The organism is Pseudomonas sp. NFACC08-1, from assembly GCF_900106735.1.
GTDB lineage: Bacteria > Pseudomonadota > Gammaproteobacteria > Pseudomonadales > Pseudomonadaceae > Aquipseudomonas > Aquipseudomonas fluorescens_Q.
In genome coordinates, this window is the sequence record NZ_FNNL01000006.1 from 103,478 (window position 1) to 130,055 (window position 26,578).

At 62.3% G+C, this 26,578-nt stretch carries 27 protein-coding genes; 14 read left to right on the forward strand and 13 right to left on the reverse strand.

Translation table 11 applies throughout. The features are described from left to right. Complete coding sequence (locus BLU76_RS14220) at positions 1-915, reverse strand: LysR family transcriptional regulator (RefSeq protein ID WP_063322668.1); 915 nt, start codon at positions 913-915, stop codon at positions 1-3. A gap of 104 nt (positions 916-1,019) precedes the next feature. Between BLU76_RS14220 and BLU76_RS14225 the strand changes: the two genes are divergently transcribed. After that, positions 1,020-1,619 carry a short chain dehydrogenase gene (locus BLU76_RS14225; RefSeq protein ID WP_092223184.1) on the forward strand — a complete coding sequence of 200 codons (600 nt, stop codon included), beginning with the start codon at positions 1,020-1,022 and terminating at the stop codon, positions 1,617-1,619. Between the two features lie 32 nt (positions 1,620-1,651). Here the strand turns inward: BLU76_RS14225 and BLU76_RS14230 are convergent, their stop codons facing one another. Then, on the reverse strand, positions 1,652-2,020 hold the full coding sequence (locus BLU76_RS14230) for a hypothetical protein (RefSeq protein ID WP_092144195.1): 369 nt from the start codon (positions 2,018-2,020) through the stop codon (positions 1,652-1,654). A 175-nt stretch (positions 2,021-2,195) separates the two neighbouring features. On the opposite strand from BLU76_RS14230, the gene BLU76_RS14235 reads away from it, so the two are divergent. Together BLU76_RS14235 and BLU76_RS14240 are read left to right on the forward strand one after the other, a co-directional pair. Further along, complete coding sequence (locus BLU76_RS14235; protein WP_092144308.1) at positions 2,196-2,870, forward strand: COG3650 family protein; 675 nt, start codon at positions 2,196-2,198, stop codon at positions 2,868-2,870. A 244-nt stretch (positions 2,871-3,114) separates the two neighbouring features. Continuing rightward, a complete protein-coding gene (locus BLU76_RS14240) occupies positions 3,115-4,728 on the forward strand; it encodes an NAD(P)/FAD-dependent oxidoreductase (RefSeq protein WP_092223186.1) in 1,614 nt (537 codons plus the stop codon). A 166-nt stretch (positions 4,729-4,894) separates the two neighbouring features. Here the strand turns inward: BLU76_RS14240 and BLU76_RS14245 are convergent, their stop codons facing one another. Then, positions 4,895-5,989, reverse strand: a complete 1,095-nt coding sequence (locus BLU76_RS14245; RefSeq protein ID WP_092223188.1) for a PLP-dependent cysteine synthase family protein — start codon at positions 5,987-5,989, stop codon at positions 4,895-4,897. Positions 5,990-6,255: 266 nt separating this feature from the next. Between BLU76_RS14245 and nhaA the strand changes: the two genes are divergently transcribed. Both nhaA and BLU76_RS31885 read left to right on the forward strand, forming a co-directional pair. Then, positions 6,256-7,443 (forward strand): Na+/H+ antiporter NhaA, encoded by a 1,188-nt coding sequence (nhaA, locus tag BLU76_RS14250; protein ID WP_092223190.1) that lies wholly within the window; start codon positions 6,256-6,258, stop codon positions 7,441-7,443. Positions 7,444-7,661: 218 nt separating this feature from the next. Continuing rightward, positions 7,662-7,787 carry a hypothetical protein gene (locus BLU76_RS31885; RefSeq protein WP_256571968.1) on the forward strand — a complete coding sequence of 42 codons (126 nt, stop codon included), beginning with the start codon at positions 7,662-7,664 and terminating at the stop codon, positions 7,785-7,787. Positions 7,788-8,442: 655 nt separating this feature from the next. On the opposite strand, the gene BLU76_RS14255 is transcribed toward BLU76_RS31885, so the two are convergent. Then, on the reverse strand, positions 8,443-8,907 hold the full coding sequence (locus BLU76_RS14255; protein ID WP_047228399.1) for an outer membrane lipoprotein: 465 nt from the start codon (positions 8,905-8,907) through the stop codon (positions 8,443-8,445). Positions 8,908-9,077: 170 nt separating this feature from the next. Between BLU76_RS14255 and BLU76_RS14260 the strand changes: the two genes are divergently transcribed. Beyond that, positions 9,078-9,362, forward strand: coding sequence for a hypothetical protein (locus tag BLU76_RS14260; RefSeq protein WP_092144187.1), 285 nt, complete (start codon positions 9,078-9,080; stop codon positions 9,360-9,362). Here the strand turns inward: BLU76_RS14260 and pdxH are convergent. The 4 genes from pdxH to dinG all read right to left on the reverse strand — a co-directional run bounded on the left by pdxH (position 9,310) and on the right by dinG (position 14,772). Further along, entirely contained in the window at positions 9,310-9,957 is a 648-nt protein-coding gene (pdxH, locus tag BLU76_RS14265; protein WP_072343206.1) for a pyridoxamine 5'-phosphate oxidase, read from the reverse strand. The genes BLU76_RS14260 and pdxH overlap by 53 nt on opposite strands. A gap of 24 nt (positions 9,958-9,981) precedes the next feature. Continuing rightward, a complete protein-coding gene (locus tag BLU76_RS14270) occupies positions 9,982-11,094 on the reverse strand; it encodes an OmpA family protein (RefSeq protein WP_092144185.1) in 1,113 nt (370 codons plus the stop codon). A gap of 116 nt (positions 11,095-11,210) precedes the next feature. Then, complete coding sequence (locus BLU76_RS14275; RefSeq protein WP_072343212.1) at positions 11,211-12,356, reverse strand: serine hydrolase domain-containing protein; 1,146 nt, start codon at positions 12,354-12,356, stop codon at positions 11,211-11,213. Positions 12,357-12,627: 271 nt separating this feature from the next. Continuing rightward, entirely contained in the window at positions 12,628-14,772 is a 2,145-nt protein-coding gene (gene dinG, locus BLU76_RS14280; protein ID WP_063322679.1) for an ATP-dependent DNA helicase DinG, read from the reverse strand. A 99-nt stretch (positions 14,773-14,871) separates the two neighbouring features. Between dinG and BLU76_RS14285 the strand changes: the two genes are divergently transcribed. Further along, complete coding sequence (locus tag BLU76_RS14285; protein WP_092223192.1) at positions 14,872-15,336, forward strand: CopD family protein; 465 nt, start codon at positions 14,872-14,874, stop codon at positions 15,334-15,336. A gap of 123 nt (positions 15,337-15,459) precedes the next feature. Here BLU76_RS14285 and BLU76_RS14290 read toward each other — a convergent pair whose 3' ends face one another. The 4 genes from BLU76_RS14290 to BLU76_RS14305 form a co-directional block, all read right to left on the reverse strand. Further along, positions 15,460-16,218 (reverse strand): collagen-like triple helix repeat-containing protein, encoded by a 759-nt coding sequence (locus BLU76_RS14290; protein ID WP_092223194.1) that lies wholly within the window; start codon positions 16,216-16,218, stop codon positions 15,460-15,462. Further along, the gene (locus BLU76_RS14295; RefSeq protein WP_063322681.1) at positions 16,211-16,483 is read right to left on the reverse strand and encodes a DUF1145 domain-containing protein; all 273 of its coding nucleotides are present in this window, start codon (positions 16,481-16,483) and stop codon (positions 16,211-16,213) included. Before BLU76_RS14295 ends, BLU76_RS14290 begins: the two co-directional genes overlap by 8 nt. Before the next feature lie 138 nt (positions 16,484-16,621). Beyond that, the gene (locus BLU76_RS14300; RefSeq protein ID WP_092223196.1) at positions 16,622-17,347 is read right to left on the reverse strand and encodes a PA1041 family peptidoglycan-binding anchor lipoprotein; all 726 of its coding nucleotides are present in this window, start codon (positions 17,345-17,347) and stop codon (positions 16,622-16,624) included. A 90-nt stretch (positions 17,348-17,437) separates the two neighbouring features. Then, positions 17,438-18,133 carry a PA1041 family peptidoglycan-binding anchor lipoprotein gene (locus tag BLU76_RS14305; RefSeq protein WP_063322683.1) on the reverse strand — a complete coding sequence of 232 codons (696 nt, stop codon included), beginning with the start codon at positions 18,131-18,133 and terminating at the stop codon, positions 17,438-17,440. A 191-nt stretch (positions 18,134-18,324) separates the two neighbouring features. Here BLU76_RS14305 and BLU76_RS14310 point away from each other — a divergent pair, with 191 nt between their 5' ends. The 4 genes from BLU76_RS14310 to BLU76_RS14325 all read left to right on the forward strand — a co-directional run bounded on the left by BLU76_RS14310 (position 18,325) and on the right by BLU76_RS14325 (position 20,078). Continuing rightward, positions 18,325-18,822 (forward strand): DUF6231 family protein, encoded by a 498-nt coding sequence (locus BLU76_RS14310; protein WP_063322684.1) that lies wholly within the window; start codon positions 18,325-18,327, stop codon positions 18,820-18,822. A 2-nt stretch (positions 18,823-18,824) separates the two neighbouring features. Next, the gene (locus tag BLU76_RS14315; protein ID WP_092223364.1) at positions 18,825-19,313 is read left to right on the forward strand and encodes a YchJ family protein; all 489 of its coding nucleotides are present in this window, start codon (positions 18,825-18,827) and stop codon (positions 19,311-19,313) included. Positions 19,314-19,383: 70 nt separating this feature from the next. After that, the gene (locus tag BLU76_RS14320; protein WP_063322685.1) at positions 19,384-19,869 is read left to right on the forward strand and encodes an LEA/WHy family protein; all 486 of its coding nucleotides are present in this window, start codon (positions 19,384-19,386) and stop codon (positions 19,867-19,869) included. 5 nt (positions 19,870-19,874) lie between these two features. Continuing rightward, positions 19,875-20,078, forward strand: coding sequence for an SEC-C metal-binding domain-containing protein (locus BLU76_RS14325; protein WP_003198420.1), 204 nt, complete (start codon positions 19,875-19,877; stop codon positions 20,076-20,078). A gap of 287 nt (positions 20,079-20,365) precedes the next feature. Here BLU76_RS14325 and BLU76_RS14330 read toward each other — a convergent pair whose 3' ends face one another. Beyond that, positions 20,366-20,923, reverse strand: a complete 558-nt coding sequence (locus BLU76_RS14330) for a cysteine hydrolase family protein (RefSeq protein WP_063322686.1) — start codon at positions 20,921-20,923, stop codon at positions 20,366-20,368. A gap of 205 nt (positions 20,924-21,128) precedes the next feature. On the opposite strand from BLU76_RS14330, the gene BLU76_RS14335 reads away from it, so the two are divergent. The 3 genes from BLU76_RS14335 to BLU76_RS14345 all read left to right on the forward strand — a co-directional run bounded on the left by BLU76_RS14335 (position 21,129) and on the right by BLU76_RS14345 (position 26,535). Then, complete coding sequence (locus BLU76_RS14335) at positions 21,129-23,579, forward strand: penicillin acylase family protein (RefSeq protein ID WP_092223198.1); 2,451 nt, start codon at positions 21,129-21,131, stop codon at positions 23,577-23,579. Between the two features lie 239 nt (positions 23,580-23,818). Then, the gene (locus BLU76_RS14340) at positions 23,819-24,850 is read left to right on the forward strand and encodes a ligase-associated DNA damage response exonuclease (RefSeq protein ID WP_092223200.1); all 1,032 of its coding nucleotides are present in this window, start codon (positions 23,819-23,821) and stop codon (positions 24,848-24,850) included. Next, positions 24,847-26,535 carry an ATP-dependent DNA ligase gene (locus BLU76_RS14345; RefSeq protein ID WP_092144173.1) on the forward strand — a complete coding sequence of 563 codons (1,689 nt, stop codon included), beginning with the start codon at positions 24,847-24,849 and terminating at the stop codon, positions 26,533-26,535. Before BLU76_RS14340 ends, BLU76_RS14345 begins: the two co-directional genes overlap by 4 nt. The last annotated feature ends 43 nt before the right edge of the window (positions 26,536-26,578 follow it).

Consider the following 26,578-nt stretch of genomic DNA (forward strand, 5'->3'; position numbering starts at 1 on the left):
CTATCGCTGCAGCCGATCCAACGCCTCGCCACTGCGCTTGAACCAGTCGATCAAATAGTCGGCCAGCACCTGGGTGCGCTTGGGCAGGCCGCCCTGGTAGGGATGCACCAGGTACATTGGCATGCGCCGGGTCTGGTAATCGCGCAGCAGCCAATGCAGGCGTCCGTCAGCCAACTCTTCATGCAGCAGATACGACGGCAGACGGGCGATTCCGGCACCGGCCAGGGCGGCTTTTTTCAGCAGGCTGTAGTGATTACTGGCGAACGGCCCCGACACTCGGACCCGCAGCAGTTCGTGTTGCTGGTGATACAGCCATTCTTCCCGCCCGCTGTAATGGCTATTGAGCAGGCAACGGTGTTCGGCCAGGGCCTGGGGCGTCTCGGGTTCGCCATAGTGTTCGAGGTAGGCCGGGCTGGCGCAGGTCATTTCGTGCCACGCCAGCAGTGGCCGGGCCACCAATCGCTCATCGATGGCGGCGTCGGAACGGATCGCCAGGTCGAAGCCATCGCGGCTCAGGTCACGGTAACCGTTGTTGAGCTCCAGCTCGATCTGCACGTTGGGATACGTACGAGCGAACTCCATCAGCAAGCCTTCGAAGAACGTTTCGCCCAACGAAACCGGCACCGTCATACGCACCGGCCCGGAAATATCGTCCTTCAACCGAGCCAATGCCTGACGGGCCCTTTCCACCTGCACCAGCAACGCCTGAGCCTGGGGCAGCAACGCCGCCCCTGCCGCCGTCAGGCTCAAGCGCCGCGTGGTGCGTTGCAGCAACACCACCGAAAACCGCTTCTCCAGCAGGCTGATGCGCTTGGACAACTGGCCCTTGCTGCACCCCAACTGCTGGGCCGCCAGGGTGAAACTGCCGGCCTCCATCAATACGGCAAACGCCGCCAGGTCATCCATTTCGCTCATTGGATTGTTTCCAATTGAAAACCAAAGGTTGCCTATTAGCATGATTATCCATGGAAAGAACCCCTCTAGACTGAAAACTCATTCAACCCATTGAGGAACAGCTCATGAAAATCCTGTTGATCGGCGCCAACGGCACCATCGGCTCGGCCATCGATAACGAACTGTCGCCGCGCCACGAAATCATTCGGATCGGCCGCCACAGCGGTGAACTGCAGGTCGATATCAGCGACAGCACCTCGATTCGCGCCCTGTTCGAGAAGACTGGCCGTTTTGATGCCCTGGTCTGCGCCGCTGGCAACGTCACCTTTGCGCCCCTGGCTGACATGACCGAAGACAGTTTTGCCCTGGGCTTGAAAGACAAGCTGATGGGCCAGGTCAACCTGCTGCTGATCGGTCGTGAATTCGCCAACGACGGTGCCTCCTTCACTTTCACCACCGGCGTACTCAGCCACGACCCGATCAAGAGCGGTGCTTCGGCGGCCCTGGTCAACGGCGCCCTGGACAGTTTCGTGCGCGCCGCGGCCATCGAGTTGCCCCGGGGGCTGCGGGTCAATTCGGTCAGCCCGAACGTGCTGGTGGAGGCCATGGACAAGTACGCACCTTACTTCCGGGGCTACAAGCCGGTGCCGGCCGTCGATGTTGCATTGGCCTACGCCAAGAGCGTCGAAGGCCTGCAGACCGGCCAGACCTATCACGTGGGTTGAGAAACGGACGCCCGCAGGCGCGCCTGATTTCATCAGGGCGCCGACGGCTCGAGCAATGTGGGTATCAATGAAGAGGCGACCTCACGCGGCACGCCTATCACGACCTCGGGACTTTCAATCACCCCTTTGATTGTCGCGGTACTGACCAACACACCATTGATGTACAAGCGCAGGGGCTTGTTCATTTCCTCTCGAGTAACCCTTGCCATGCGGCGCTGGGCGTCGGGGGCAAGCGCCACCTTCAACGTCACGTTTCTCAGGTCGATGCCATCCGCACGCTTGAGATTCAAATCGATTTCCGTGAAATCCGAAGCGGACGAAAAATGGATATCAGCCGCCATGCATTGCAACGCCGCGGTCATCCCCAAGGTTATGAACATGAATCGCTGTGTCTTTTTCATATGCCACCCCTAGGCCAGGAACCCGCGAAGCCTACTGCATCCGCCCCCTGCCCAGGCCATCGGTATGATTCGCAATGTAACCGCGAAGACCTTGCTGGCCCGCCAGGTTTGCCTGATGGCTTGTGCTGTAGAATCAGTCTGAGTAACGTGGCGGCACTTGTCTGGAGACCCAATGATGCGTGCCGCCCGTTCCCTGTTGCTTGTCGCCCTCCTCTCCATCTTCACCGGCTGCCAATTGCTCGAAGCCCCACGGCAGAGCGCGTCCCATGCGGGCCAGACTCGCATGCAGGGTGAGCTCACCGCAGCTGATGGCAAACTGGTGTTCCAGCCATGCCAGGAACAGCGCCGCTACATCGTCAACGACAGCGGCGGCACCAGCGTGCTGCAGCAGGCCGCCAGCCTGGCCGATGACCAGGGCAAACTGTTTGCCGATGTGCGCGGTCGCATCGTCTCCAGCGCAGCGGCCGGCACCGACAGTCAGTTGGACGTTGAACAGCTGTATCGCCTGGAACGCTCGGGAACGGCTTGCGAAGACATTGACTTCAAACGAGTGATCCTGCGCGCCGCAGGACACAGCCCGGAATGGACCCTCAAGGCCAGTGGCAAGGGCCTGGTGCTGGACCGCGAAGGCCAGCCGCCGCTGGCGGTGCCTTACGTCGAGGAGCAATTGGGCGATGGCCGCTTCAACCTGGGCACCGAGGCCAACGGCCAGAAAGTCGAACTCTGGGTCACACCTGCGCGTTGTGTCGACAGTGTCAGCAACAGCGTGCAACACATGAGCGCCGAGTTGCGGGTCAACGGCCAGGTCCAACGCGGCTGCGCCTACTTCGGCGGCGCGCGCGACGACTGACTGCGTGGCGTCACCGCAGCTTCACGTCGTCCAGAAGCGGAACGCGGAGCGTCCCTGGCGACATTCCCATGCGGAGCGTGGGAATGATCGATCCGCGGCAGCATACCGTCCCCGCTCCCTCGCCACGAAAGCGTCACAGCCGCTTTAAGTGAACAGCGTTATAGGGGAACCGGCGATTGCGGCTTATAATCGCCCGCTTCAAACGCCTTGGCGCAGTTGTGCGCCCCGCGAACCGGACCCCGCCATGTTACGAATCACCGAACTCAAGCTGCCGATCGACCACCCCGAAGAAGACCTGCGTCCTGCCATCGTGCAGCGCCTGGGCATCGCCAGCGATGACCTGCTCGACTTCACCCTGTTCAAGCGCAGCTACGACGCACGTAAGAAATCTTCCGAACTGTGCTTCATCTACACCATCGACCTGACGGTGCGCGATGAAGCCAGCCTGCTGCGCAAGTTCGCCGATGACCGTAACGTCAACGAAGCGCCGGATATCAGTTACAAAGTGGTAGGCCAGGCACCGGCCGACCTGAGCGAGCGACCGATCGTGGTCGGCTTCGGCCCGTGCGGGATCTTCGCCGCCCTGTTGCTGGCGCAGATGGGCTTCAAACCGATCATCCTCGAACGCGGCCCGGAAGTGCGCCAGCGCACCAAGGACACCTGGGGCCTGTGGCGCAAAAGCGTGCTCAACCCCGAATCCAACGTGCAGTTCGGTGAAGGCGGCGCCGGGACGTTTTCCGACGGCAAGCTCTACAGTCAGATCAAGGACCCGAAATTCCTTGGCCGCAAGGTCCTGCACGAATTCGTCAAGGCCGGGGCTCCGGAAGAAATCCTCTATGTCAGCAAGCCGCACATCGGCACGTTCCGCCTGACAGGCGTGGTGGAAACCATGCGCGAGCAGATTCGTGCCCTGGGCGGCGAAGTACGTTTCCAGCAGCGGGTCACGGATGTGCTGATCGAGGACGGCCAACTGGTCGGCGTCGAACTGGCCAGCGGCGAACAGATTCATTCCAAACATGTGATCCTTGCCCTGGGCCACAGCGCCCGGGACACCTTCCGCATGCTCCACAGCCGCGGCGTGTACATGGAAGCCAAGCCGTTCTCGGTGGGTTTCCGTATCGAACACCCGCAGTCGCTGATCGACAGCGCGCGCCTGGGCAAGTACGCCGGTCACCCGAAACTTGGCGCCGCCGACTACAAACTTGTGCACCACGCCAAGAATGGTCGTTCGGTGTACAGTTTCTGCATGTGCCCGGGCGGCACCGTGGTAGCCGCGACGTCCGAGCCGAACCGCGTCGTGACCAACGGCATGAGCCAGTATTCGCGCAACGAGCGCAACGCCAACTCCGGTATCGTCGTCGGCATCACGCCGGAAGTCGATTATCCCGGTGGCCCGCTGGCCGGCATCGAGTTGCAGGAACGCCTGGAATCTCACGCCTTCGTCCTCGGCGGCAGTAACTATGAAGCCCCGGCGCAGTTGGTGGGCGACTTCATTGCCGGCAAACCGTCTACGGCACTGGGCAGCGTCGAACCTTCCTACAAACCAGGGGTATCCCTGGGCGACTTGGCCCTGGCCCTGCCGGACTTTGCCATCGAAGCCATCCGCGAGGCCCTGCCAGCGTTCGAGAAACAGATTCGCGGTTACTCGCTGCACGACGCCGTGCTGACCGGCATCGAAACCCGCACCTCGTCGCCACTGCGCATTACCCGCAACGAATCGCTGCAGAGCCTGAACGTCAAGGGCCTGTTCCCGGCCGGTGAAGGCGCCGGTTATGCCGGGGGGATCCTGTCGGCGGGGGTGGACGGGATCCGGATTGCCGAGGCCGTAGCGCGGGATATCCTCGGTCTCGAGGCCTGAGGGGACAATGCTGTTCACTCAAGAGCCACAGGCCCAAGTAAACAGCATTACCCGGTGGGAGCGAGCTTGCTCGCGATGGCGGACTGGCATTCAACACAGATGTTGACTGATCCACCGTTATCGCGAGCAAGCTCGCTCCCACAAGGGGTCTCAGGTTTTTCACGTTTCAGATATTCGCTCGCAACACGCTCTCCGGCAGCGCCACCCCTCGCTCCACACTCGCCGCCACGGCGTCTATCAGCCCACTCAACTCATAGCCTTGGGCCTTGAGCCACGCCGGATCGTAATAGGTCGTGGCATAGCGTTCGCCGCCGTCACACAGAATCGCCACGATCGACCCTGACTCCCCCGCCTCAACCATCTGCCTCGCGGCGATCAGCGCGCCGATCAGGTTGGTACCGCTGGATCCGCCGACCCGTCGCCCCAAGCGCTGGGCCAGGTAGTGCATGGCCGCCAGTGACAAGGCGTCCGGGACCTTGACCATTGCATCGATGACTTTGGGCAAAAACGACGCCTCGACCCGTGGCCGGCCAATGCCCTCGATGCGTGAGCCGCAATCCAGACGCAGGCTGGCATCGCCGCTGCAGTAATAATCGAAGAACACCGAACGCTCGGCGTCGGCACACAGCACGCGAGTGCCGTGCTGGCGATAACGGACGTAGCGCCCCAGGGTGGCGGTGGTGCCCCCGGTGCCGGGGCTTGAAATCAACCAGCTCGGCTCCGGGTGCCGCTCAAAGCGCATCTGCTGGAAGATCGACTCGGCAATGTTGTTATTGGCCCGCCAGTCCGTGGCGCGCTCGGCGTAGGTGAACTGGTCGATGAAGTGCCCATCATGCTCACGGGCCAGGCGCTCGGATTCGGCGTAGATCTGCGTAGGGTCGTCCACCAGATGGCTCTGGCCACCGTAGAAAGCGATCTGTGCGATTTTTTCCCGGGAAGTGGTCGCCGGCATCACCGCGATAAAGGGCAGGCCGAGCAGCCTTGCAAAGTACGCTTCCGAAATGGCTGTCGAGCCGCTGGAAGCCTCTATCACCGGCGCACCGGGCTTGAGCCAGCCGTTACACAACGCGTAAAGAAACAGCGAACGAGCCAGCCGATGCTTGAGACTGCCGGTGGGATGACTGGACTCATCCTTGAAATACAGCTCGATTCCCGGCAGGCCTGGCAGCGGCAGGGGAATCAGATGTGTATCGGCACTGCGCTGGAAGTCAGCCTCAATGATGCGAATCGCTTCGCGCGCCCACTGGCGGTGGTCGTTCATGGTGTCCTCTCACTGGCTCGGTTCGACGCGGGGAAACCTGGCGGTCATGCAGGCGCGACGTGGTCTCGGAAAAACCAGGCGCAAGCTTAGGAAAAAACCGACATCACGCACAGGTACAGCTAAGGTCCAATATGCGCCGCAACTGCCCGACTGTGCGGCGCACGCGTCGTAACGACATATAACAAAAAAGAATATAACTTTTGTTTTAACAACTAACAGTACGGGTTAGGGTGTGCCATCTTTTTGATTCGATAGGGAGAGCGATCATGCCTCTACGTAATTCCTTGACGCGTTTCTTCCAACTGGAAGCGGCCAGCGGCCTGCTGTTGATCGCCGCCGCCGTGTTGGCCCTGGCCATCAATAATTCGCCGCTCTCCTGGTTGTACAACGGCTTGCTGGACACGCCGGTAGTGGCCCAGGTCGGGGCGCTAAAGATCGCCAAACCGCTGTTGTTGTGGATCAACGACGGCCTGATGGCGATGTTCTTTCTGCTCATCGGCCTCGAAGTCAAACGTGAGGTACTCGATGGGCAACTGTCCAAACCCTCGCAAATCGTCCTGCCGGGTGCGGCGGCGATTGGCGGCATGGTCGTGCCGGCGCTGATCTACTGGTTCCTCAACCGCGACAACCCGGCCGCCCTCGCCGGCTGGGCGATTCCGACGGCCACCGACATCGCGTTCGCCCTCGGCGTGCTGGCCTTGCTGGGCAAGCGGGTGCCGGTGTCGCTCAAGCTGTTCCTGATGACCCTGGCGATCATCGACGACCTGGGCGCCATTATCATCATCGCGATCTTTTACTCCGGCGCCCTGTCCAGCCTGTCGCTCATACTGGCGGCAACCTGCATCGCCGCCCTGGTGGCGATGAACCGGATGGGCGTGGTCAAGCTCGGACCCTACATGGTTGTCGGCCTGATTCTGTGGGTCTGCGTGCTCAAGAGCGGTGTCCATGCCACCCTGGCCGGGGTGACCCTGGCGTTCTGCATCCCGCTGCGCACGAAAAACGCCGAGACTTCGCCGCTGCTAACCCTGGAACATGCCCTGCATCCCTGGGTGGCCTATGGCATCCTGCCGCTGTTCGCCTTCGCCAACGCCGGCTTGTCCCTGAGCGGCGTCACCGTCGAAAGCTTCACCCATCATGTGCCAATGGGTATCGCCATTGGCCTGTTGCTGGGCAAGACCGTCGGCGTCTTCGGCCTGACCTGGCTGGCGGTGAAAATCGGCATCGCCAGCCTGCCCCTTGGCGCTAACTGGGGCCAGGTATTGGGGGTGGCGATCCTGTGCGGTATCGGGTTCACCATGAGCCTGTTCGTTGGCTCCCTCGCGTTTGAGCCGGGTGTCAGCGACTATGCGGGCATGGACCGGATGGGGATTCTCACTGGTTCGATACTGGCGGCGTTGTTGGGTTATGCGGTGACGGCGGCGGCCAGTCGTAAGCGCGCTGCGTTGTCTTCCTGAAACGTTCCAACACGTCTTCAAGTCGTTTCGGGTCCTCAATATCCGGCCCTAACAGTAACAATTGATGGACAAGTAGAAGTATGGTTGGTGTGAATATCCGTTTCTGCGGTAACGGCTACTTAGGGTTCCGCCCTTACGGCGGGTCACTTTTGGAAGAGAGCGCCAAAAGTAACCAAAAACGCTTTGCCCCACCACTCGGTGCCTCGCCTAGGCTCGGCATGCCCGAACGCAGGCATTGCTCCGTGGGCCGCCGCGAAGGGCCATCCATGGCCCAGCGCGGCTACCTCGGCATCCATGCCGAGGTGCCCACTGCGCAATACCTGCGTTCGGCCAGCGTGGTTTAACGGGGCGCCCCAGATCAAAAGCCGAAGCGAGGCGGCCTTATAGCCGGCCTGGTTCTTGGTGGGACCGCGTTTCTTCTGTGGGAGCGGGCTTGCTCGCGAAGGCGGCATCACAGTCGATGATGATGTGGATGTACCGGCCTCTTTGCGACCAAGCTCGCCCCCACAGGAGGTCTGTGTTGAATATGAATTTTGTGTCCGCTGAAGATTGAATGTGGGAGCGAGCCTGCTCGCGATGGCGGTGGTTTAGTCACATGGATGCTGGCCTTGCTGGCCTCATCGCGAGCAAGCTCGCTCCCACAGGAGAAACACGTTCACCCAAAACCAGGTCGGCTACTAGGCCGCCTCGCGGTGGACGTTGATCTCAGCGCCCCATTAACCACGCTGGCCGAACGCAGGTATTGCGCAGTGGGCATCCCGGCATGGATGCCGGGATAGCCGCGCTGGGCCATGGATGGCCCTTCGCGGCGGCCCACGGAGCAATGCCGGAGAGAGGGCATGCCGAGCCTAGGCGAGGCACCGAGTGGTGGGGCAAGAGCGTTTTGGTTACTTTTGCGCTTTTCAAAAGTGACCCGCTGTAAGAGCGGAACCCTAAGTAGCCGTTACCCCAACAACGGATATACACACAACTCTGGAATCCCGCCCGTAAACCCGTAAATTAGTGCGATACGCGACTCGTACCATCCACAGTAGAAATACGAACCCGCTCACCCACACGGAACACCTCATTCTCCTGAACCTGCTGCACATAGGCACGCATGCTGCCATCGTCCTCACGAACAGTGATTTCCACGCCTTGGGTACGAGTCAGGCCTTCTTCAGTAGCGGAGCCAATCAGGCCACCGGCCACCGCGCCGATCACAGCGGCGACAATGCTGCCACGGCCACCACCGATGGCACTGCCGCCTACACCACCGACCACAGCACCGGCCGCACCGCCGATCGGGGTCTTGGTGCCTTCGATCTTGACCGGACGCAAGGCTTCGATCGTACCCATGCGAATCGTCTGCACGCGACGCGCTTCGTCACGGGAATAGGAGTCACCGGTCAGGCTCGACTGACAGCCAGTGAGCAACATCGCCATCGTGGAAAAGGAAGCAACCAGCAAAACAGACTTACGCATAGCATCAAACTCCAAAAGACAGGGATTCATTAAACTCCGCAGCTTGACGCCTGTCACGGCCTCGCCGGGATAAAATTGTTTTCATTCAGGTGGGATACAGGCGCACCCGAAAAATTCACCAAACAGTAGCGCCAATTTCCGAAACCTGCGTCATCAACCCGGGGATTTTCATGGATTATTTCATCATCGTCGCGGTCACCGTGGCCGGTTTGTACTTCCACTGGTGGCTGTACGTACGAATCAAACGCTGGATGGACCGCGACTTGGCGCTGTCCCTGGCGGGGCAGGATGAGCAGAAAAAGACCTACATGCTGCAACAATTGGCCCGCGCCCGGGAGCAAGGGGTCAAACGCCGGGACTTGCCGCAATGGCTTGAAACCGCTGCGGCATATTACCCCGACGCTAAGGCGCCAGACGCTCGCGCGTCCAGTTCGCCCCTTGCAGGCGATAGTTGAGGCGATCGTGCAGGCGGCTCGGACGCCCCTGCCAGAACTCGATGCGCTCGGGCAGCAAACGATAACCGCCCCAATGCTCCGGGCAATGCGGTTGGCTGTCGCTGAAACGTTGTTCGGTGGCCTTGAGCAGGTCGTCCAGCTCACCACGCCCTGCAATTACCCGGCTCTGGGGTGAAGCCCAGGCGCCGAGACGGCTGCCCAGCGGGCGAACCTGGTAATAGGCGTCCGACTCCTGCGCGGTGACCTTTACCACTTTGCCCTCGATGCGCACCTGGCGCTCCAGGGCCGGCCAGAAAAACGTCATGGCCGCAAATGGATTCGCGGCCAGTTGCTGCCCCTTGGCGCTGTCGTAGTTGGTGAAGAACGTGAACCCCAGGGCATCCAGGCCCTTGAGCAGCAGGATCCGGCAGTGCGGGCGCCCTTCTGCATCCACCGTCGCCAGGGTCATGGCGTTGGCCTCCACCGGCGCCTGCTCGGTTTTCACCGCGTCGGCGAACCATTGGTGGAACAGTGCAAACGGCTCGGCCGGGGCTTGTGCCTCGGTCAAGCCATCGCGGGTGTAGTCGCGGCGCATATCAGCCAGCGGTTGGGTCATGGCGCGTTCCTTGTGGTTAGCCCATCACTGCTTGGGGGTATCGGCAGCCGCGACTTTCTTGGTATCGGTGGCGGCTTTGGCCGGTTGGGTTTTCTTCGCCGGGGTAGTGGCCTTGGCAGGGGCTTTCTTCGCAGGCGCCTTGGCCACGGCTTTTTTGGCCGGTGCTTTTTTGCTGGTCGGGGTCACGGCTTTTTTCGCCGCAGGCGCTGGGGCCGGGGCCACGGGCTTCACGTCCTGGGCCGCCACCAGCGTCACGGGTGCGGGAGCCGGCATGTTGTATTTGCTCAGCAGCGCAACCATGGTGTTGGCCGGCGTGACCAGCAGTTCCACGCGACGGTTCAAGGCACGCCCTTCCACACTGTCGTTGGCCGCACGTGGCGCCACTGCGCCCATGCCGCGCAGCATCAGGCGATCACGTTGCAGGCCGCTGAGACGGAAAATCGCCGCAACGGACTGGGCACGCTCCTGGCTGAGCTTCAGGTTCGCAGGTGCGGCGCCCGAGGTATCGGCGTGGCCGAGGATCAGCACGGCGGTCTTGGGGTCGGCTTCAAGGATCTTCGCCACGCGGGTGAACGGCCCGAGGGTCACGGGCAGCAGCATGGCCGGACGGTCCGGGTTGAAGGAGCCGTCCACCGGCGCGGTGACCACCAGCACGTTGTCGCGGCGCTCGAGTTGGAGCTTGCTGTCCTGGATGGCTGTGCGCAGCTTCGGCTCGTAGTCGTCGAGCCAGGCCTGGGTGACTTTAGGATCGGGCATCGGCACCGCCTTGGCGGTCTCCTGATCCTTGCCGCCAAACGGCCACCACCACTTGCCGTTGCTTTCGGCTTCGGCCTTGGCAAGGGCCGGTGCCTTGGCTTCAGGTTTGTCCTGGGGTTTGACGTCATCTTTCTTCGCAACGTCGGCAGCATCATCGGAAGCGAACGGCCACCACCAGTGGGTGGCGCTCTCGGCCTTGGCTTGCGGTGCGACGGCAGCCGGTTTCAGAGGCGCCGCTGGCGCCGTGTCCTTGGCCGCCACCTTGTCGGAAGAGCCGAACGGCCACCAGCCGCTGCTGCCCTCGGCATCATTTTGTGGGGTTTGTGCGCAACCAGTGATAGCGAAGCACAGCGCCAGAGCGAGGGTTTTATTCGATGACATTGGATATCCACAAAATGATGTAAATGGAAAATAAAGGCCATGTTTTGGCCGCATAAACAGTCGCTTGGAATCTGAAAAGGCCACGAGGTTCCGGTGCCCGCCGCCTTCAATGGCGTTTATAGACAAGTGGCAAGGACCCTCGCAAGGTTCTGCGCGCGCGGGTCCATCAATACGTAAGGCCCGAGCGTGTTGGTCACGAAGCCAAAAGCCACATCATGCTCCGGGTCGGCGAACCCCATGGAGCCACCGGCCCCCGGATGACCGAACGCCCGTGGGCCAAGGCCATAGGTCGCATTCGGTACATCCGGCTGGTCGAGCATGCAACCCAGGCCGAAACGGGTCTGGGTCAACAAAGTCTTGTCCTCGCCGAAGCTGTGCTGGCGAGTCAGTTCGTCGAGCATTTCACCTTCCAGCAGGCTGCCATCCAGCAGCCCCCCATAGAACCCGGCCAGGCTGCGGGCGTTACCGTGGCCGTTGGCCGCCGGTTGCTGCATGCGCCGCCACTCCGGTTTGTTGGTACTGGTCATGATCGACGGCGGATTGGTGAAGGCCCGGGTGGTCATGGCCGTGGGCTCGCGCATCGTCACCTGCAGCAGGCGTTGGGCCGCGGCATCGCCGACGTTGCCTTTGCCACGGGCGATGTGGGCCACGCGATGAAACTCCTCGTCGGCCAGGCCAACGTGAAAATCCAGGCCCAACGGCTTGGCCACACGGGCCACGATGGACTCCCCCGGGCCACGCCCATCGGCCCTGCGCAACAGCTCGCCAACCAGCCAGCCGTAGGTGATCGCGGCATAACCATGACCCTCGCCCGGCGTCCACCAAGGTGTTTCGGCGGCCAGGGCATCGATCATGGCTTGCCAGTCATAAAGCGCTTCGGGCGGCAGCAATTCACGTAGCGCCGGCAACCCGGCCTGATGGCAGAGCAACTGGCGCAGGGTAATGGATTGCTTGCCGGCGGCGGCAAACTCGGGCCAATAGCGGGCGACCGGGGCATCCAGCTGCAACTTGCCTTCGGCCACCAGTTGCAGGGCGGTGACGGCGGTGAACGTTTTGGTGCAGGAAAACAGGTTGGCGATGGTGTCGCTGTGCCAGGTCTCATGGCCATCCTTGTCGGCGGTACCGGCCCACAGATCGATCACCGTGCGACCACCCACCTGAATGCACAACGCCGCGCCGCGCTCCTGGGGATTATCGAACAACGCCGCGAACGCTTCACGCACCGCCTCGAACTGAAGTTCATAATGGCCTTGAATCTGCACCCGCAACTCCTTTGAAACAAAGACTTTTTAGAGTGGCTGGTATTGTTTCAGCCATTGGGGGTTTTGGGAACCGCCATGGGACGGCTGGTTAACCTGAAACCGGCCCCTGTGGCGAGGGAGCTTGCTCCCGCTGGGTTGCGCAGCAACCCCAAAACCCGCCGTTGCGGTGTGCCAGATTGATCGCGACCAGCCTTCTTGGGGCTGCTACGCAGCCCAGCGGGAGCAAGCTCCCTCGCCACAACAGCGTCCATCACCAGAAGAACCCGCTTTGTCAGGAAATCTCCCGCCGAAACGGCGGCAGCGCGTTGAGGATCGCCTTGCCATAGCGCTGGGTGACCAGCCTGCGGTCGAGCAAGGTGATGGTGCCGCGGTCTTCTTCGGTGCGCAGCAACCGACCACACGCCTGGACCAGCTTCAGCGAAGCGTCCGGCACGGAGATTTCCATGAACGGGTTGCCGCCACGGGCTTCGATCCACTCGGCCAGTGCGGCTTCCACCGGGTCGTCGGGAACCGAGAACGGGATCTTGGCGATCACCACGTGCTCGCAATAGGCACCCGGCAAGTCCACGCCTTCGGCAAAACTCGCCAGGCCGAACAGCACGCTGGAATCCCCGCCATCGACCCGGGCCTTGTGCTTGTTCAGGGTTTCCTGCTTCGACAGGTTGCCCTGGATGAACACCTGTTTGCGCCAGTCACGGTCAAGGCCGTCGAACACGTCCTGCATCTGTTTGCGCGAGGAAAACAGCACCAGGGTGCCCCGTGAGCCTTCCACCAGTTCCGGCAGGTCGCGGATGATCGCCGCGGTGTGGGCGGCGGCATCCCGTGGGTCGGCCTTGAGGTCCGGCACCCGCAGCACGCCGGCATCGGCGTGGTGGAAGGGGCTCGGGACCACGGCGGTCACGGCTTTCTTCGGCAGGCCGGCGCGCATGCGGAAGCGGTCGAACGTGCCCAGGGCGGTCAGCGTGGCGGACGTCACCAGCGCGCCATAGGCCACGTTCCACAAGTTGCGCCGCAGCATTTCCGCCGCCAGGATCGGGCTGGCATTGACCTCGATGTCGAACAGCGAACCGCTTTCGGCCAGGGTCAGCCAGCGCGCCATTGGCGGGTTGTCTTCCGGGTCTTCAGCGGTGAAGGCCGTCCACAGTTCCCAGTTGCCTTGTGAGCGGGACAACAGGCTGCCAAACAGCGGGTACCACTCCTCGGCCTGGTTGCTGGCGATTCCGATGTTGACCTCGCCGTCCATGCCTTCCTTGAGCAGGTCGGTCAGGCGCGTGAACAGGTCGGTCAGGCGTGCGAAACCTTTCTTGAGCTCGATGCCCATTTCGCGCATGTGTTCAGGAATCACTCCGCCGACGAAGCGATGGCGTGGCCGCTCCCGGCCCTCGACGTCTTCGCCTGGCTTGAAATCGGCCACTTGCTCGCACGCGGTGAACATGAACTGCTGGTTCGTCTTGATTTCCCGCGCCAACTCCGGCACTTGCTCGATGAACTTGCCCAGGTCACCCGGCAACGGGTGCTGGGCCAGCAGCTTGGTGAGGTTCTTGGCGGTGGTTTCCAGCCAGTCGGCGGTGGAACGCAGCCGGGTGTAATGGGCGAAATGACCGATGGCCTTGTCCGGCAGGTGATGGCCTTCGTCGAACACGTAGATCGTGTCGCGCGGGTCCGGCAGCACCGCACCACCGCCCAGGGCCAGGTCGGCCAGCACCATGTCGTGGTTGGTGACGATGACATCGACCTTGCCCATACCTTCGCGGGCCTTGTAGAAAGCGCACTGGCCGAAGTTCGGGCAATGGCGGTTGGTGCACTGGCTATGGTCGGTCGTCAGGCGGGACCAGTCGGCGTCTTCCAGGGCGGTGGACCAACTGTCGCGGTCGCCGTCCCATTTATTGCCGGCCAGCTTCTCGATCATGCTGGTGAACAGCTTCTGGCTGGCCTCATCGACTTCGATCTTGAAGCCTTCTTCTTCGAACAACTGGGCCGTGGCGGTCTGCGCGTGGCCTTCCTGGAGCAACATGTCGAGCTTGGACAGGCACATGTAGCGCCCACGGCCCTTGGCCAGCGCGAACGTGAAGTTCAGCCCGCTGTTGCGCATCAGGTCGGGCAGGTCCTTGTAGACGATCTGCTCCTGCAGGGCGACGGTGGCCGTGGCGATCACCAGGCGTTTGCCGGCGGCCTTGGCAGTGGGAATCGCCGCTAGGCTGTAGGCCACGGTCTTGCCGGTACCGGTGCCGGCCTCCACCGCCACGACGGCGGGCTCGCCACTGCGCCGGCCTTCGTCGTCGGTGTCGATGTCACCCAGGACTTTTGCCACTTCGGCAATCATCAGGCGCTGGCCATATCGCGGCTTGAGGCTCTTGGCTTCGAGAAAACGCGAATAGGCGCCCTGGATCGTGGTTTTGAGTTCGGTGCTGATCATGAATGGTCGGGCGCAAAAAACGCTGGATAAATTTTCAGTGGTTCGGATCGGCGGCTATCATACCCCGCGAATGAATCCTGCGCAGAACGGAGTAACCCAATGACATCCTTTGCCCTCGTCTACACCCTGCATTTACTGGCGGCCCTGGTCTGGGTCGGCGGCATGTTTTTCGCCTGGATGATCCTGCGCCCGGCCGCAATGACGGCGCTTGAGGGCCCTGCCCGGCTCAAGTTGTGGGTAGAAGTGTTTCAGCGTTTTTTTGTCTGGGTCTGGGTGGCGGTGGTGCTTTTACCGATCAGCGGTGTAGGCCTGATCCATGTGCGCTTCGCCGGTTTCGAAACCGCGCCTCGGTATGTGCAGGTGATGATGGGATTGTATGTGGTGATGGCTGCGCTGTTCATCCGCATCCAGGGCCTGCAACTGCCGGCATTGCGTAGCGCCGTGACGGCGCAGGACTGGCCGGCCGGTGCGGCGGTGCTGGGGAAGATCCGGCGGTTGGTGGGGATCAATTTGTTGATCGGGTTGCTGGTGGTGGCGATTGGCGCGGCGCGGCCAATGTTCTGAACATCACATAAAACCCTGTGGGAGCGACCTTGCTCGCGATGACGGTGTATCAGCACTACTTCATCGACTGACACAACGCCATCGCGAGCAAGCTCGCTCCCACAGGTTCAGATCAGATTTTCTTCAGAACCGCTGCACCGTCACCGTCCCCGCCGCTCCGGCAGGCCCTGGCTGGCCATCGGCGCCAGGACGACCGCTTTTGCCGCCATCGGCGGTATAGACCAAGCACCCCTTGGCCTTGCCTCCCGCCCCGGGTTTGCCGCCGTGTCCCGCCGCGCCACCGGCCCCGCCGTCCACCGTCACCTTGATCTGCTCGGCAGGGTAGGCCAGGGGCAGCTCGAGGCGTACCTGCGCGCCAGCGGCTCCCGGCTGGCCATCGCTGCCATTGCTGCCGTCGGCCCCGCGACCGGCCGAACCCCAGGTGCAACCCGGCGCCTGGCCATTGGCACCGTCAAGACCGACGAAACCCGGCGCACCGGTTCCACCGCGGGCATCCACCGACAACAGCGGCGCATTCAAGGCATTGAAACGCAGGTTGAGATCGCGCCCCGACCGCGCGGCCTTGGTGTAGGTACCCGGTGCGCCGCGTGAAGTGATCTGGCTGCCCTCGGCCAGCTCAGCCCGGGCCACTTTCATTTCCAATGCCTGCTGCGCCGGCACGATGGCGATCCGTGCTTCACGCCCCAGGTGCAATTGGTCGATAGTCAGTTCAGTGACATTGGAAGGCACCAGCAGCGTGCCGTAGTCGGCCACGTCCAGTCGCTCGAGGACCAGAGTGCTGGTGGTGTTTGGCAGGCGCATCAACGAATGGCTTTCTACCTGGACCACCTGGGCCGAAGCCCACGGGCATACGAGTGCGGCGAGCAGACACAATTTACGCATGGGAAGCCTCTGGCGCGGTCGGGAGGGTTTGCAAATGGAAGATACCGAACAACAGCACTCTGAGGCGATCACGACCAGGCGCGGGGCGGCCACGGAAACTGGCCCGGAACAACAGCAGTTCCAGCAAATGGAGCACCAGTAAAAACGCGCCGGCGACATTGACCAGCAGATGCAGCGGATGGACGAACGGCACGACCAGATTGACCAGCACCACCAGCCAGAACAGCAGGGTCAGCAAGCGCCCCAGCCCCCAAAACACCTTCATACGCCCCCCTGATCGGGAATTATTCTTTGCGCGCACAGTAACGGCTTGCGCGCAGGATAAGCCAGAGGGCCAGGCAAATTTAATCTGACCCGAGCCCCGGATCGCCTTCCCGACGACCCGGCAGCCCTGGTCCGAGCTTCAACGCTGGATATGCAGCTCAACCCGACGGTTCTGTGCCCGCCCTTCGTCAGTCTCATTGTCAGCCACCGGCTCGCTTTCGCCCTTGCCTTCGCTGGTGAGTTTGTCGGGGGCCAGCCCCTGGGTCAGCAAATACTCCACGACGCTGCTGGCCCGACGTTCGGACAGCCCTTGGTTATAGGCATCAGTGCCGACACTGTCGGTGTGACCCACCACCCGGATGCTGGCGACATTGGCATGGCTGAGTTTGCCCATCAGCCCATCGAGTTGGTTTCGAGCGTCTGCCGTGAGGTCGGATTTGTCGAAATCGAACAGTACCTTGCCGGCGTCGTTGAGGGTGATGACCTCGCTCGCCGGCGCTTGCGGTTCGACCGGCGGGGCGCTGGCCGGGTATTGCGGCAGCGGGCAACCGTGATGCTCGACGGGGGTATTGGCCGGCGTATCGGGACAACGGTCGCGGCGGTCGAACACCCCGTCGTCGTCTTCATCGCCATCCTGGGCGTAGCAGATCAGACCACCGCCCAGCAATCCCAGTGCGGCGCCACCGGCGGCCCAGCCACTGCTTTCAATGGCCCCCAACCCGCCGCCAACCAAGCCGCCGATCAGGCTACAGATTGGCCAGGTGCGTTGATTGAGAGGTGCGCTGCCATCGCTGTGAGTGGCGCAACCGGACAACAGACTGCTCGCCAGCAGTACCGGTAAGGCGGCCCTGATTAGAACGTTCATGGTGAAGGCTCCTGTGTCACCGGCCCATACCGGTCACACAGGAGTAAAGACCCGCATCCGCAACTCTACAAGCCGCGATTCGCAAGGGTTTCAGCGGCTTATCTTGATTTCCGTGCGACGGTTCATCGCGCGGCCGTCGGCGGTCTTGTTATCGGCCACCGGCTGACTCTCACCGGCGCCGGACACCGAGACGAAACTGGCACGCGGTACGCCGTTTTCGACCAGGTATTGCACCACCGAGTTGGCCCGTTTCTCCGACAACCGTTGGTTATAGGCATCGCTGCCGACACTGTCCGTATGGCCGGTGACCCGCAGTTGCGCGGTGGACGTTTCCTGTTTCAGTCGGGTGGCGACCGTGCTCAGCACATCCTTGTCGGCTGGGGTCAGCGTGGCTTTGTTGAACTCAAAGTGCACGTCGCGGATCACGATGGTTTCTTCCTTGACCACTGGAGGCTCTTCAGCCATTGGCGGTGGTGCAGGTGGTGGGCAACCGTCGGCATCGACCTGCACACCCTTCGGTGTGCCCGGGCACTTGTCGCGGCTGTCCGGCACGCCATCGCCATCTTCGTCGCCGTCGCCGTGCACCCAGCAATAAGCTGCCGCCATGCCGCCAACGTACAGCGCGCCGCCGCCAGCCCAGGAAGTGCTTTCTATGGCGCCTAATCCCGCACCGATCGCACCGCCGACGGCCGCACAGGTCGGCCAGTCGGTTTTCTGCAAACCTGCGCAACCAGTCAACACACTGGTTAGCAGAACCAGGGGTAACGCTGTCCGAACTATGCTCATCGGGTTTCTCCTTGAGGGATCGGCTTGTCGCCGATTCAGGGGAGTAAAGACCCGTCTTCGAATCTGCGCCAGCCTGAGCAATCGCGGGTTTTCGCCCCGTGTTTACGAAGATTCCGCACGTTCAGGGACAAACCGCTCTAGGCCACGATGTCCGGGCAGGCTATCGTGATGGTTCTGACTGAGGAGCTTCGATGACTGTTGCCATTTCTGCGCGTACGCCCCAGCAAGCCCTGGCGGCCGTGCTTGACCGTTATGCCCCGCAAAAACTGCTGCTGATCGGTGCCAGCGGCTTTCCAGCGCTTGAAGCATTCCAGCAGGCCCATCCCGGCACCGAAGTGGTCCACGCCGGCCCCGGCGCGCTGCCGGCGGACGTGGCGGCGCGGCGTTTTGACCTGGCCCTGGCGCTCGATTGCCTGGAGCATTTGCCCAAGCGCGAAGGTCTGAACCTGTTGGGTGGCATCCGCAATCTCAATGCCAGTCGCATTGCCGTGCTGGCAGATCTCAACGCCTGCGGCTGGCAAGAGACGGACTTTTTTTCACTGGCCCTGCAAGCCAGCGAGCGATTCCAGCGCGAAGATCAGGTGCTGACCCTGTTTACCTACGATCTGCTTGAATACAAACAAGTCCCCGACTGGCTCAACTCGCGCTTTTGGGCCAACCCGGAAAATTTTGGAAAATATTGGTGGTAACCGTGAACACAAGCCCACACACGCCCATCTGCCCCTGCGGCAGTGGCAATCCACTGGACGCCTGCTGCGGCCATTACCACGACGGTCACCCGGCGCCCTGCGCCGAAGCCTTGATGCGCTCGCGCTATAGCGCCTATGTATTGGGCCTGGTGGATTATCTGGTCGCCACCACCCTGCCCGCCCAGCAGCCAGGCCTCGATCGCCAGTCGATCAGCGAGTGGAGCGCCAACAGCACCTGGTTGGGGCTGGAGGTGGAAAGCAGCGAAGTGCTAGGTGGTCAACCGGAACATGCCTTTGTCACGTTCACGACACGCTGGCACGACGGCCAGGGCGAGCATAGCCACCGTGAGCAATCCTCGTTCGTGCAGAACGACGGGCGCTGGTATTTCATCGATCCGACCGTGCCGGTCAAGACAGGACGCAACGACAGCTGTCCGTGTGGCAGCGGGCACAAATTCAAGAAGTGCTGCGCCGGCTACTTCAATCGCTGAATTTAGGAAACGTCCGACGCTCGTCCATCGGCCCATAGGGCTAGACTGGGGATAAACCAGAGGCACGGACATGACCCCTCCATCATTCTTGCTGCGCATCACCTGCCTGCTGCTGTTCGTTGGATTCGGCGGCTGTGCATCCTGGCGAGGTGAAGAAGCTCCGGAACCACAGGTACATCTGGTCAAAGTCGAGGTGGTGCGGGCCCGGCTGGTGGAACAGAGGTTCACGCTGCACTTTCGCGTCGACAACCCCGGCGACAGCGACCTCACCGTTCGCGGCCTGACCTACCGCATCCACCTGGGCGACCTGTTGCTGACCGAAGGCGAGCATGAGCACTGGTTCACCGTGCGTCCCAAGCACAGCGCCTACTTCAAGGTGCCGGTGCGCACCAACCTGTGGCCACAGGTGCGGGAAGTGGTGAAGCTGCTGGAGAAACCCCGGGAACAGATCCCCTATCGTCTGGAAGGTGAGCTGGAAACCGGATTATTCATCGCTCACTACGTGCACCTGGAACGTAATGGCGTGATAATCGCCGCCGATTTTATTGCGGAGTAACCCCGATGACCCAACAACCCCACGTCCATGGCCCTGATTGCAACCACGATCACGACCATCATCACGATCATGACCACGGCCATGTCCACGGTCCGAACTGCGGCCACGCCCACCAGGAACCGGTGCGCAACGCCCTGAAGGATGTCGGCCGCAACGACCCTTGCCCGTGCGGTAATGGCAAGAAATTCAAGAAGTGCCACGGGGCTTGAGGGTCCGGGCGAAAAGCTTTTTCGCCTGTTAGAGCGTCATCGCGAGCAAGCTCGCTCCCACAGAGTTTGCCATTAACCAATCCAGGGTGTGATGGCTTGGAAGCTTTTTGTGGCGAGGGAGCTTGCTCCCGCTTGAGTGCGAAGCGCTCATCGCTTTTTTGGGGCCGCTGCGCGCCCCAGCGGGAGCAAGCTCCCTCGCCACGGGACCGTGCCGCTTTCAACACCCTGTGGGAGCTTGCTCCGGGCGGCGATCCAACAATGAGGCCGGCACTGTCAACACCGATCTATCAGCCCGCCTGCAGAATCCGCTTCACACCGACCACCGTCGCATACTCACCATGCAAATTGCCCAAGGACATGGCATGCACCTCGGCAGCCGTACGGGCGTTGCCGAAGTAATCGCTCTTGTCGAAGGTAAAGCAGGCATCTTCGACCACCCACGTGTCGAATCCCAGGTTGCCGGCCGTACGCGCCGTGGACTCCACCGAGTTGTGCGTTGCCACCCCGACGATCACCAATTGCCTGATTCCGGCGTTGCGCAGGTCTTGTTCCAGGTGGGTGCCACTGAACGCATCCGGCACCTGCTTTTGCACCAACCGTTCCCCTGCCTGCGGCTCGAACCGTGGCTGGACTTCCACCCCCGACTGCCCCGGCCAGAACACCGAGTCCGGCGAGCGGGAGAGGTGGTGGACGTGAATCACCGGACGCGCCGTCCGTCGCCATAAAGCCAGTAGCTCCAGCATGCGCAGCTCTGCCTCGGGGTTGTTGCGAGGGCCGAGCCTGGGGTGAAGGATGCCTTTTTGTTGATCGATGAGAATCAGCGCCGCGTCGTTCTGTAGCTCCATGCCAGTTTCTCTTGCTTGGTCTTTGAATGTTCCACACTTGATCATCACCTTTTCCTATAGGCAAGCCTTCGAGCAAAGCGATGACCCGGCCCCGGAGTTTTATCGCCAAACCAACAAATAACCCTCGCCCCCGCTTGCGCGGCCCCCTCCTGCTCACTAACGTAGCGCCTTTATTGGTGCCACCCCCTCCCGCAGGAGCTTTGCCATGGCCTCGCCAGCCTCTATTTCCCTTATCCCCCGGCTCGGCGTTGCCGCCGCAATGGCCAGTGTGCTCGGTTTGAGCGGATGCCAGACCTGGAACGCCCAGGACACTGTCCCGCCGACTTCCGGTGTGCAACCGCTCAAGGGGCTGGCGCAGAACGTCTCGGTCCGGCGCAATGCCACCGGCATGCCGCTGATCGAAAGCAACAGCTTCCATGACGCCCTGTTCACCCTCGGCTACGTCCACGCCAGCGATCGCATCACCCAAATGGTCACCCTGCGCCTGCTGGCCCAAGGACGATTGGCAGAAATGTCCGGCGCCGAACGGCTGGACGTCGACCGCTACATGCGCGCCGTCAACCTGAAGAAAAACGCCGACGAGCTGTACAAGGCGTCTTCGCCAAGGCTCAAGCGTTTCTTCGAAGTCTATGCCCGCGGCGTCAACGCCTACCTGTTCCGCTACCGCGACAAGTTGCCGTCGGACCTGGCCGCCACTGGCTACAAACCCGAGTACTGGAAACCGGAAGACTCGGCGCTGATGTTCTGCCTGCTGAATTTCAGCCAGTCAGCCAACCTCCCGGAAGAAATCGCCAGCCTGGTGCTGGCCCAGACCGTCACCAACGACAAGCTCGCCTGGCTGAGCCCGTCCTATCCGGACGAGCAACTGCCCGTGGCCGAGGCCGACAAGCTCCAGGGCTTGCGACTCAATGGCCAGATCCCGGGCCTGAGCGAAATCAGCAAGGCCACCCAGCAATTGGCCGGGTTGAACCTGTTGGGTGCTGCGTCTTCAAGCAACTGGGCCATCGCGCCACAACGCAGCCGCAGCGGCAAGAGTCTGCTGGCCAGCGACAGCCACGGGCCGCTGGGCATGCCGGGGCTGTGGAGCCCGGTACAGATCCGTGCGCCCAAGTACCAGGCGGCCGGGGTTTCCGTGGCGGGCATCCCGATGATCCTGGCCGGGTTCAACGGCAAAGTGGCCTGGAGCATGACCAGCGTGCTGGGGGACAACCAGGACCTGTTCCTGGAAAAAATCCGCCGTCAGGGCAATGGCCTGTCCTACGAGGTCAACGGCAAATGGCAACCGGCGATCGTGCGCAACGAAACCTACTTCATCAAAGGCCAGCGGCCGATTCGTGAAGCGGTGTTCGAAACCCGCCACGGCCCGTTGCTCAACAGCGCCCAGGGCCCGGCCATGGCCAACGGCTTTGGCCTGGCCTTGCAGACGCCGAGCTTCAGCGACGACAAGACCCTGGATGCCTTCTTCGACCTGTCCCGGGCGCAGAACGTCGAGAAAGCCTCCGACGCCAGCCGGGAAATCCGCGCCATGGCGGTGAACCTGGTCTTTGCCGACGCCAGCCATGTCGGCTGGCAAGTCACCGGTCGCTACCCGAACCGCCGTGAAGGCGAGGGTCTGTTGCCGTCGCCGGGCTGGGACGGTCGCTACGATTGGGACGGTTACGCCGACCCGATGCTGCACCCCTACGATCAGGACCCGCCCCAGGGCTGGCTTGGCACGGCCAACCAACGGGTCATCCCCCATGGCTACGGCATGCAACTGTCCAACTCGTGGGCCGCACCGGAGCGTGGCGAACGCATGGCCGAACTGGCCGGCGCGGGCAAGCACGACACCCGCAGCCTGACCGCCATGCAATACGACCAGGGCACAACGTTCGCCGCCAAGCTCAAGCAAGTCTTCGAAGCACCGGGCATGACCCAGCCGCTCAAACAGGCGATCGAAGCCCTGCCGGTGGCTGACCGGGCCAAGGCCCGCGAGGCCTACACTCGCTTGATGGCATTCGATGGCCGGCTCAACCCGACCTCCGCCGACGCGGCGATCTATGAGCTGTTCCTGCAGGAAAGCATGAAGCAGATTTTCCTCGACGAACTGGGCCCGGACAGCAGCCCGGCGTGGAAGGCGCTGGTCGCCAACGGCCAATTGTCCTACTCGGCCCAGGCCGATCATCTGCTGGGACGTGAAGACAGCCCGTTCTGGGACGATGTACGCACCCCTCAGAAAGAAGACAAGGCCGTCATCCTCGCCCGCAGCCTGGTCGCCACCATCAACGCCGGTGACAGCCAGTTGGGCGGTGACCACAAGGCTTGGCAGTGGGGCCAGTTGCATCGCTACGCGTGGAAGAACAGCAACGGCCAGATCGTACGCGGCCCGCTACCGGCTGGTGGCGACGCCAGCACGCTCAACTCGGCGGCGTTCGCCTGGGGCCAGGATTTCACCACCACCCTGGCGCCGGCCATGCGCTTTATCGTTGACTTCGGCCAGCCTGAACCGTTGATGATCCAGGACGGCGCCGGCCAGTCTGGCAACCCGGTCAGCCCGAACTATGCCAATGGCATCGATCCGTGGATCAAGGGGCAGTACCAGAGCCTGCCGCTGCAGTCACAGAACTTCGATCGGGCGTATGGCAAGACGCGGTTGACCCTGGTGCCTGGCAAATAGACTGCCCTGTGGCGAGGGGATTTATCCCCGTTGGGCTGCGAAGCAGCCCTGAAACCAGGCAACTAGGTGTGTCAGGCAAATCGAGTTGGCTGCTTTGGGGCTGCTTCGCAGCCCAACGGGGATAAATCCCCTCGCCACATTTGTCCATTCAGCCACCTGATCCTGCGCCATCAAAACCCGATAGAACTTCCCCCCTCGCCTGCGCCTCTACCTGACAAGCCCATCGCTCCGGTGACCGCATGGATCTTGTCATTGCCCGCCCCGAAGGCTTGTACTGCCCGCCCGGGGATTTCTACATCGACCCGTGGCGGGCGGTGGAACGCTCGGTCATCACCCACGCCCACGGCGACCATGCCCGCAGTGGCAACCAACACTACCTGGCAGCGGCACCCGGCGAAGGCATCCTGCGATCACGCCTGGGCCAGGACATCAACCTGCAAACGCTGCCTTACGGCGAACGCCTGTCGCACCATGGCGTGACCTTGAGCTTTCACCCCGCCGGCCATGTGCTGGGCTCGGCCCAGGTGCGGCTGGAATATCAAGGCGAGGTCTGGGTGGCGTCGGGGGATTACAAAGTCGATCCTGACGGCACCTGCACCCCATTCGAGCCGGTGAAATGCCATACCTTCATCACGGAATCCACCTTCGGCCTGCCGATCTACCGCTGGCAGCCCCAGGCGCAGATTTTCGACGAGATCAACCAGTGGTGGCACGGGAACATCGCCGCCGGCCGGGCCAGCGTGTTGTTCTGCTATTCCTTCGGCAAGGCTCAGCGAATTCTCCACGGCATCGACGAAAGCCTCGGCCCGATCCTGGCCCATGGCGCGGTGGAACCGCTGAATCGGGTCTACCGCGAGGCCGGGGTCCATCTCCCGCCAACGATCTACGCCGGCGATGTCAAGAAGAACGACCCGATCATGGGCCAGGCGCTGGTCATCGCCCCGCCCTCTGCCGGAGGCAGCAGCTGGATGCGCCGCTTTGGCGACTACAGCGACGCCTTCGCCAGCGGCTGGATGCGCCTGCGCGGTACGCGTCGGCGGCGTGGCGTGGACCGGGGTTTTGTGCTGTCCGACCACGCCGACTGGCCCGGCCTGCTCTGGGCCATCGAACAGACCGGCGCCGAACGGGTGATGGTCACGCACGGTTCGGTAAGCGTGCTGGTGCGCCATCTCTGCGAGCAAGGCCTCGACGCCCAAGCGTTCAGCACCGAATACGGTGACGATGAAGAAGACCTCGCCATGGCCACCAACAGCGGGGAGGAGGCGCCATGAAAGCCTTCGCCGAGTTGTACGCCGAACTGGACGCCACCACCTCCAGCAATGCCAAGCTCGCCGCCATGCAGGACTATTTCAGCAAAGCCCCACCCCAGGACGCGGCGTGGGCCGTGTATTTCCTTTCCGGCGGGCGCCCACGGCAACTGGTGCCGGTAAAAATCCTGCGGGAGTTGGCGGTCCAGATATCCGGGTTGTCGCTCTGGCTGTTCGAAGAAAGTTATCAGGCCGTGGGCGACCTGGCCGAAACCATTTCGCTGGTATTACCCGAATCGCCCCACAGCTCCGACGAAGGCCTGGCGCTGTGGATCGAGGAGAAACTGCTGCCCTTGCGCGGTGAGTCGCCCGAGGTATTGGCGCAACGCTTACCGGCGTTGTGGGCGCAACTCGACCGGCCCAGCCTGATGCTCTGCATCAAGCTCATCACCGGCAGTTTCCGCGTCGGCGTATCCAAACTGCTGGTGACCCGGGCCCTGGCGGGCATGGCCGGGCTGGACAGCAAACGGGTGGCCCAGCGCCTGGTGGGCTACACCGACCTGTCCCATCGGCCGACGGCGGCCAGTTACCTCAAGCTGATCGCGGCCGAATCCGACGATGAACATGCCCAGCGCGGCGGCCAGCCTTATCCGTTTTTCCTGGCCCATGCGCTGTCTGCACCCGTGGAGCAATTCGACACGCTGCTGGGGCCCGCCAGCGACTGGCAGGTGGAATGGAAATGGGATGGGATCCGCGCCCAGGTGATCAAGCGCGACGGCCATTTGTGGGTCTGGTCGCGAGGCGAGGACTTGGTCACTGAGCGATTTCCGGAACTGCATTCACTGGCCCAGGCGCTGCCCGACGGCACGGTGATCGACGGTGAAATTGTGGTCTGGAAAGCCCCCCAGTCGGTTACCGAAGACGCCTTCGACCCGGACGCACCGTTGCAGCCTGCGGTGCAACCCTTCGCTCTGCTGCAACAGCGCATCGGTCGCAAGACCCTTGGCAAGAAAATCCTCGACGATGCCCCGGTGGTGGTGATGGCCTACGACCTGCTGGAATGGCAAGGCGAGGACTGGCGCAGCCGTCCCCAGGCCGAGCGCCGCGAACAGCTGGAGGCGCTGATCGCCCGTGTTCGCAGTCCGGTATTGTTGCCGTCGCCAACGGTCACCGGCCAAGACTGGTTCGACCTCGCCCGGCAACGCGAAGGCTCTCGCCGCCTCGGTGTCGAAGGCATGATGCTCAAGGCCCGCAACGCGCTGTACGGCGTCGGCCGTACCAAGGACATGGGCGTGTGGTGGAAATGGAAGATCGACCCTTTCAGCGTCGACGCGGTGCTGATCTATGCCCAGCGCGGCCATGGCCGGCGCGCCAGCCTGTACAGCGACTACACCTTCGCCGTATGGGATAACCCGCCGGACAGTCGCGAGCGCACACTGGTGCCATTTGCCAAGGCTTATTCAGGGCTGACCGATGCAGAAATGCGCCAGGTCGACAACATCGTGCGCAAGACCACCGTGGAAAAGTTCGGCCCGGTGAGCAGCGTCACGCCCACCCTGGTGTTCGAACTGGGTTTCGAAGGCATCGCCCTGTCCAATCGCCACAAGAGTGGGATCGCGGTGCGCTTTCCACGGATGTTGCGTTGGCGCCAGGACAAAACCGTCGAAGAGGCAGATACCTTGGCAACGCTTCAGGACCTGCTGAAATAGCCCCCTCTGCATGTCCGGGGTCGTCAAGTTTGCACAAACACAT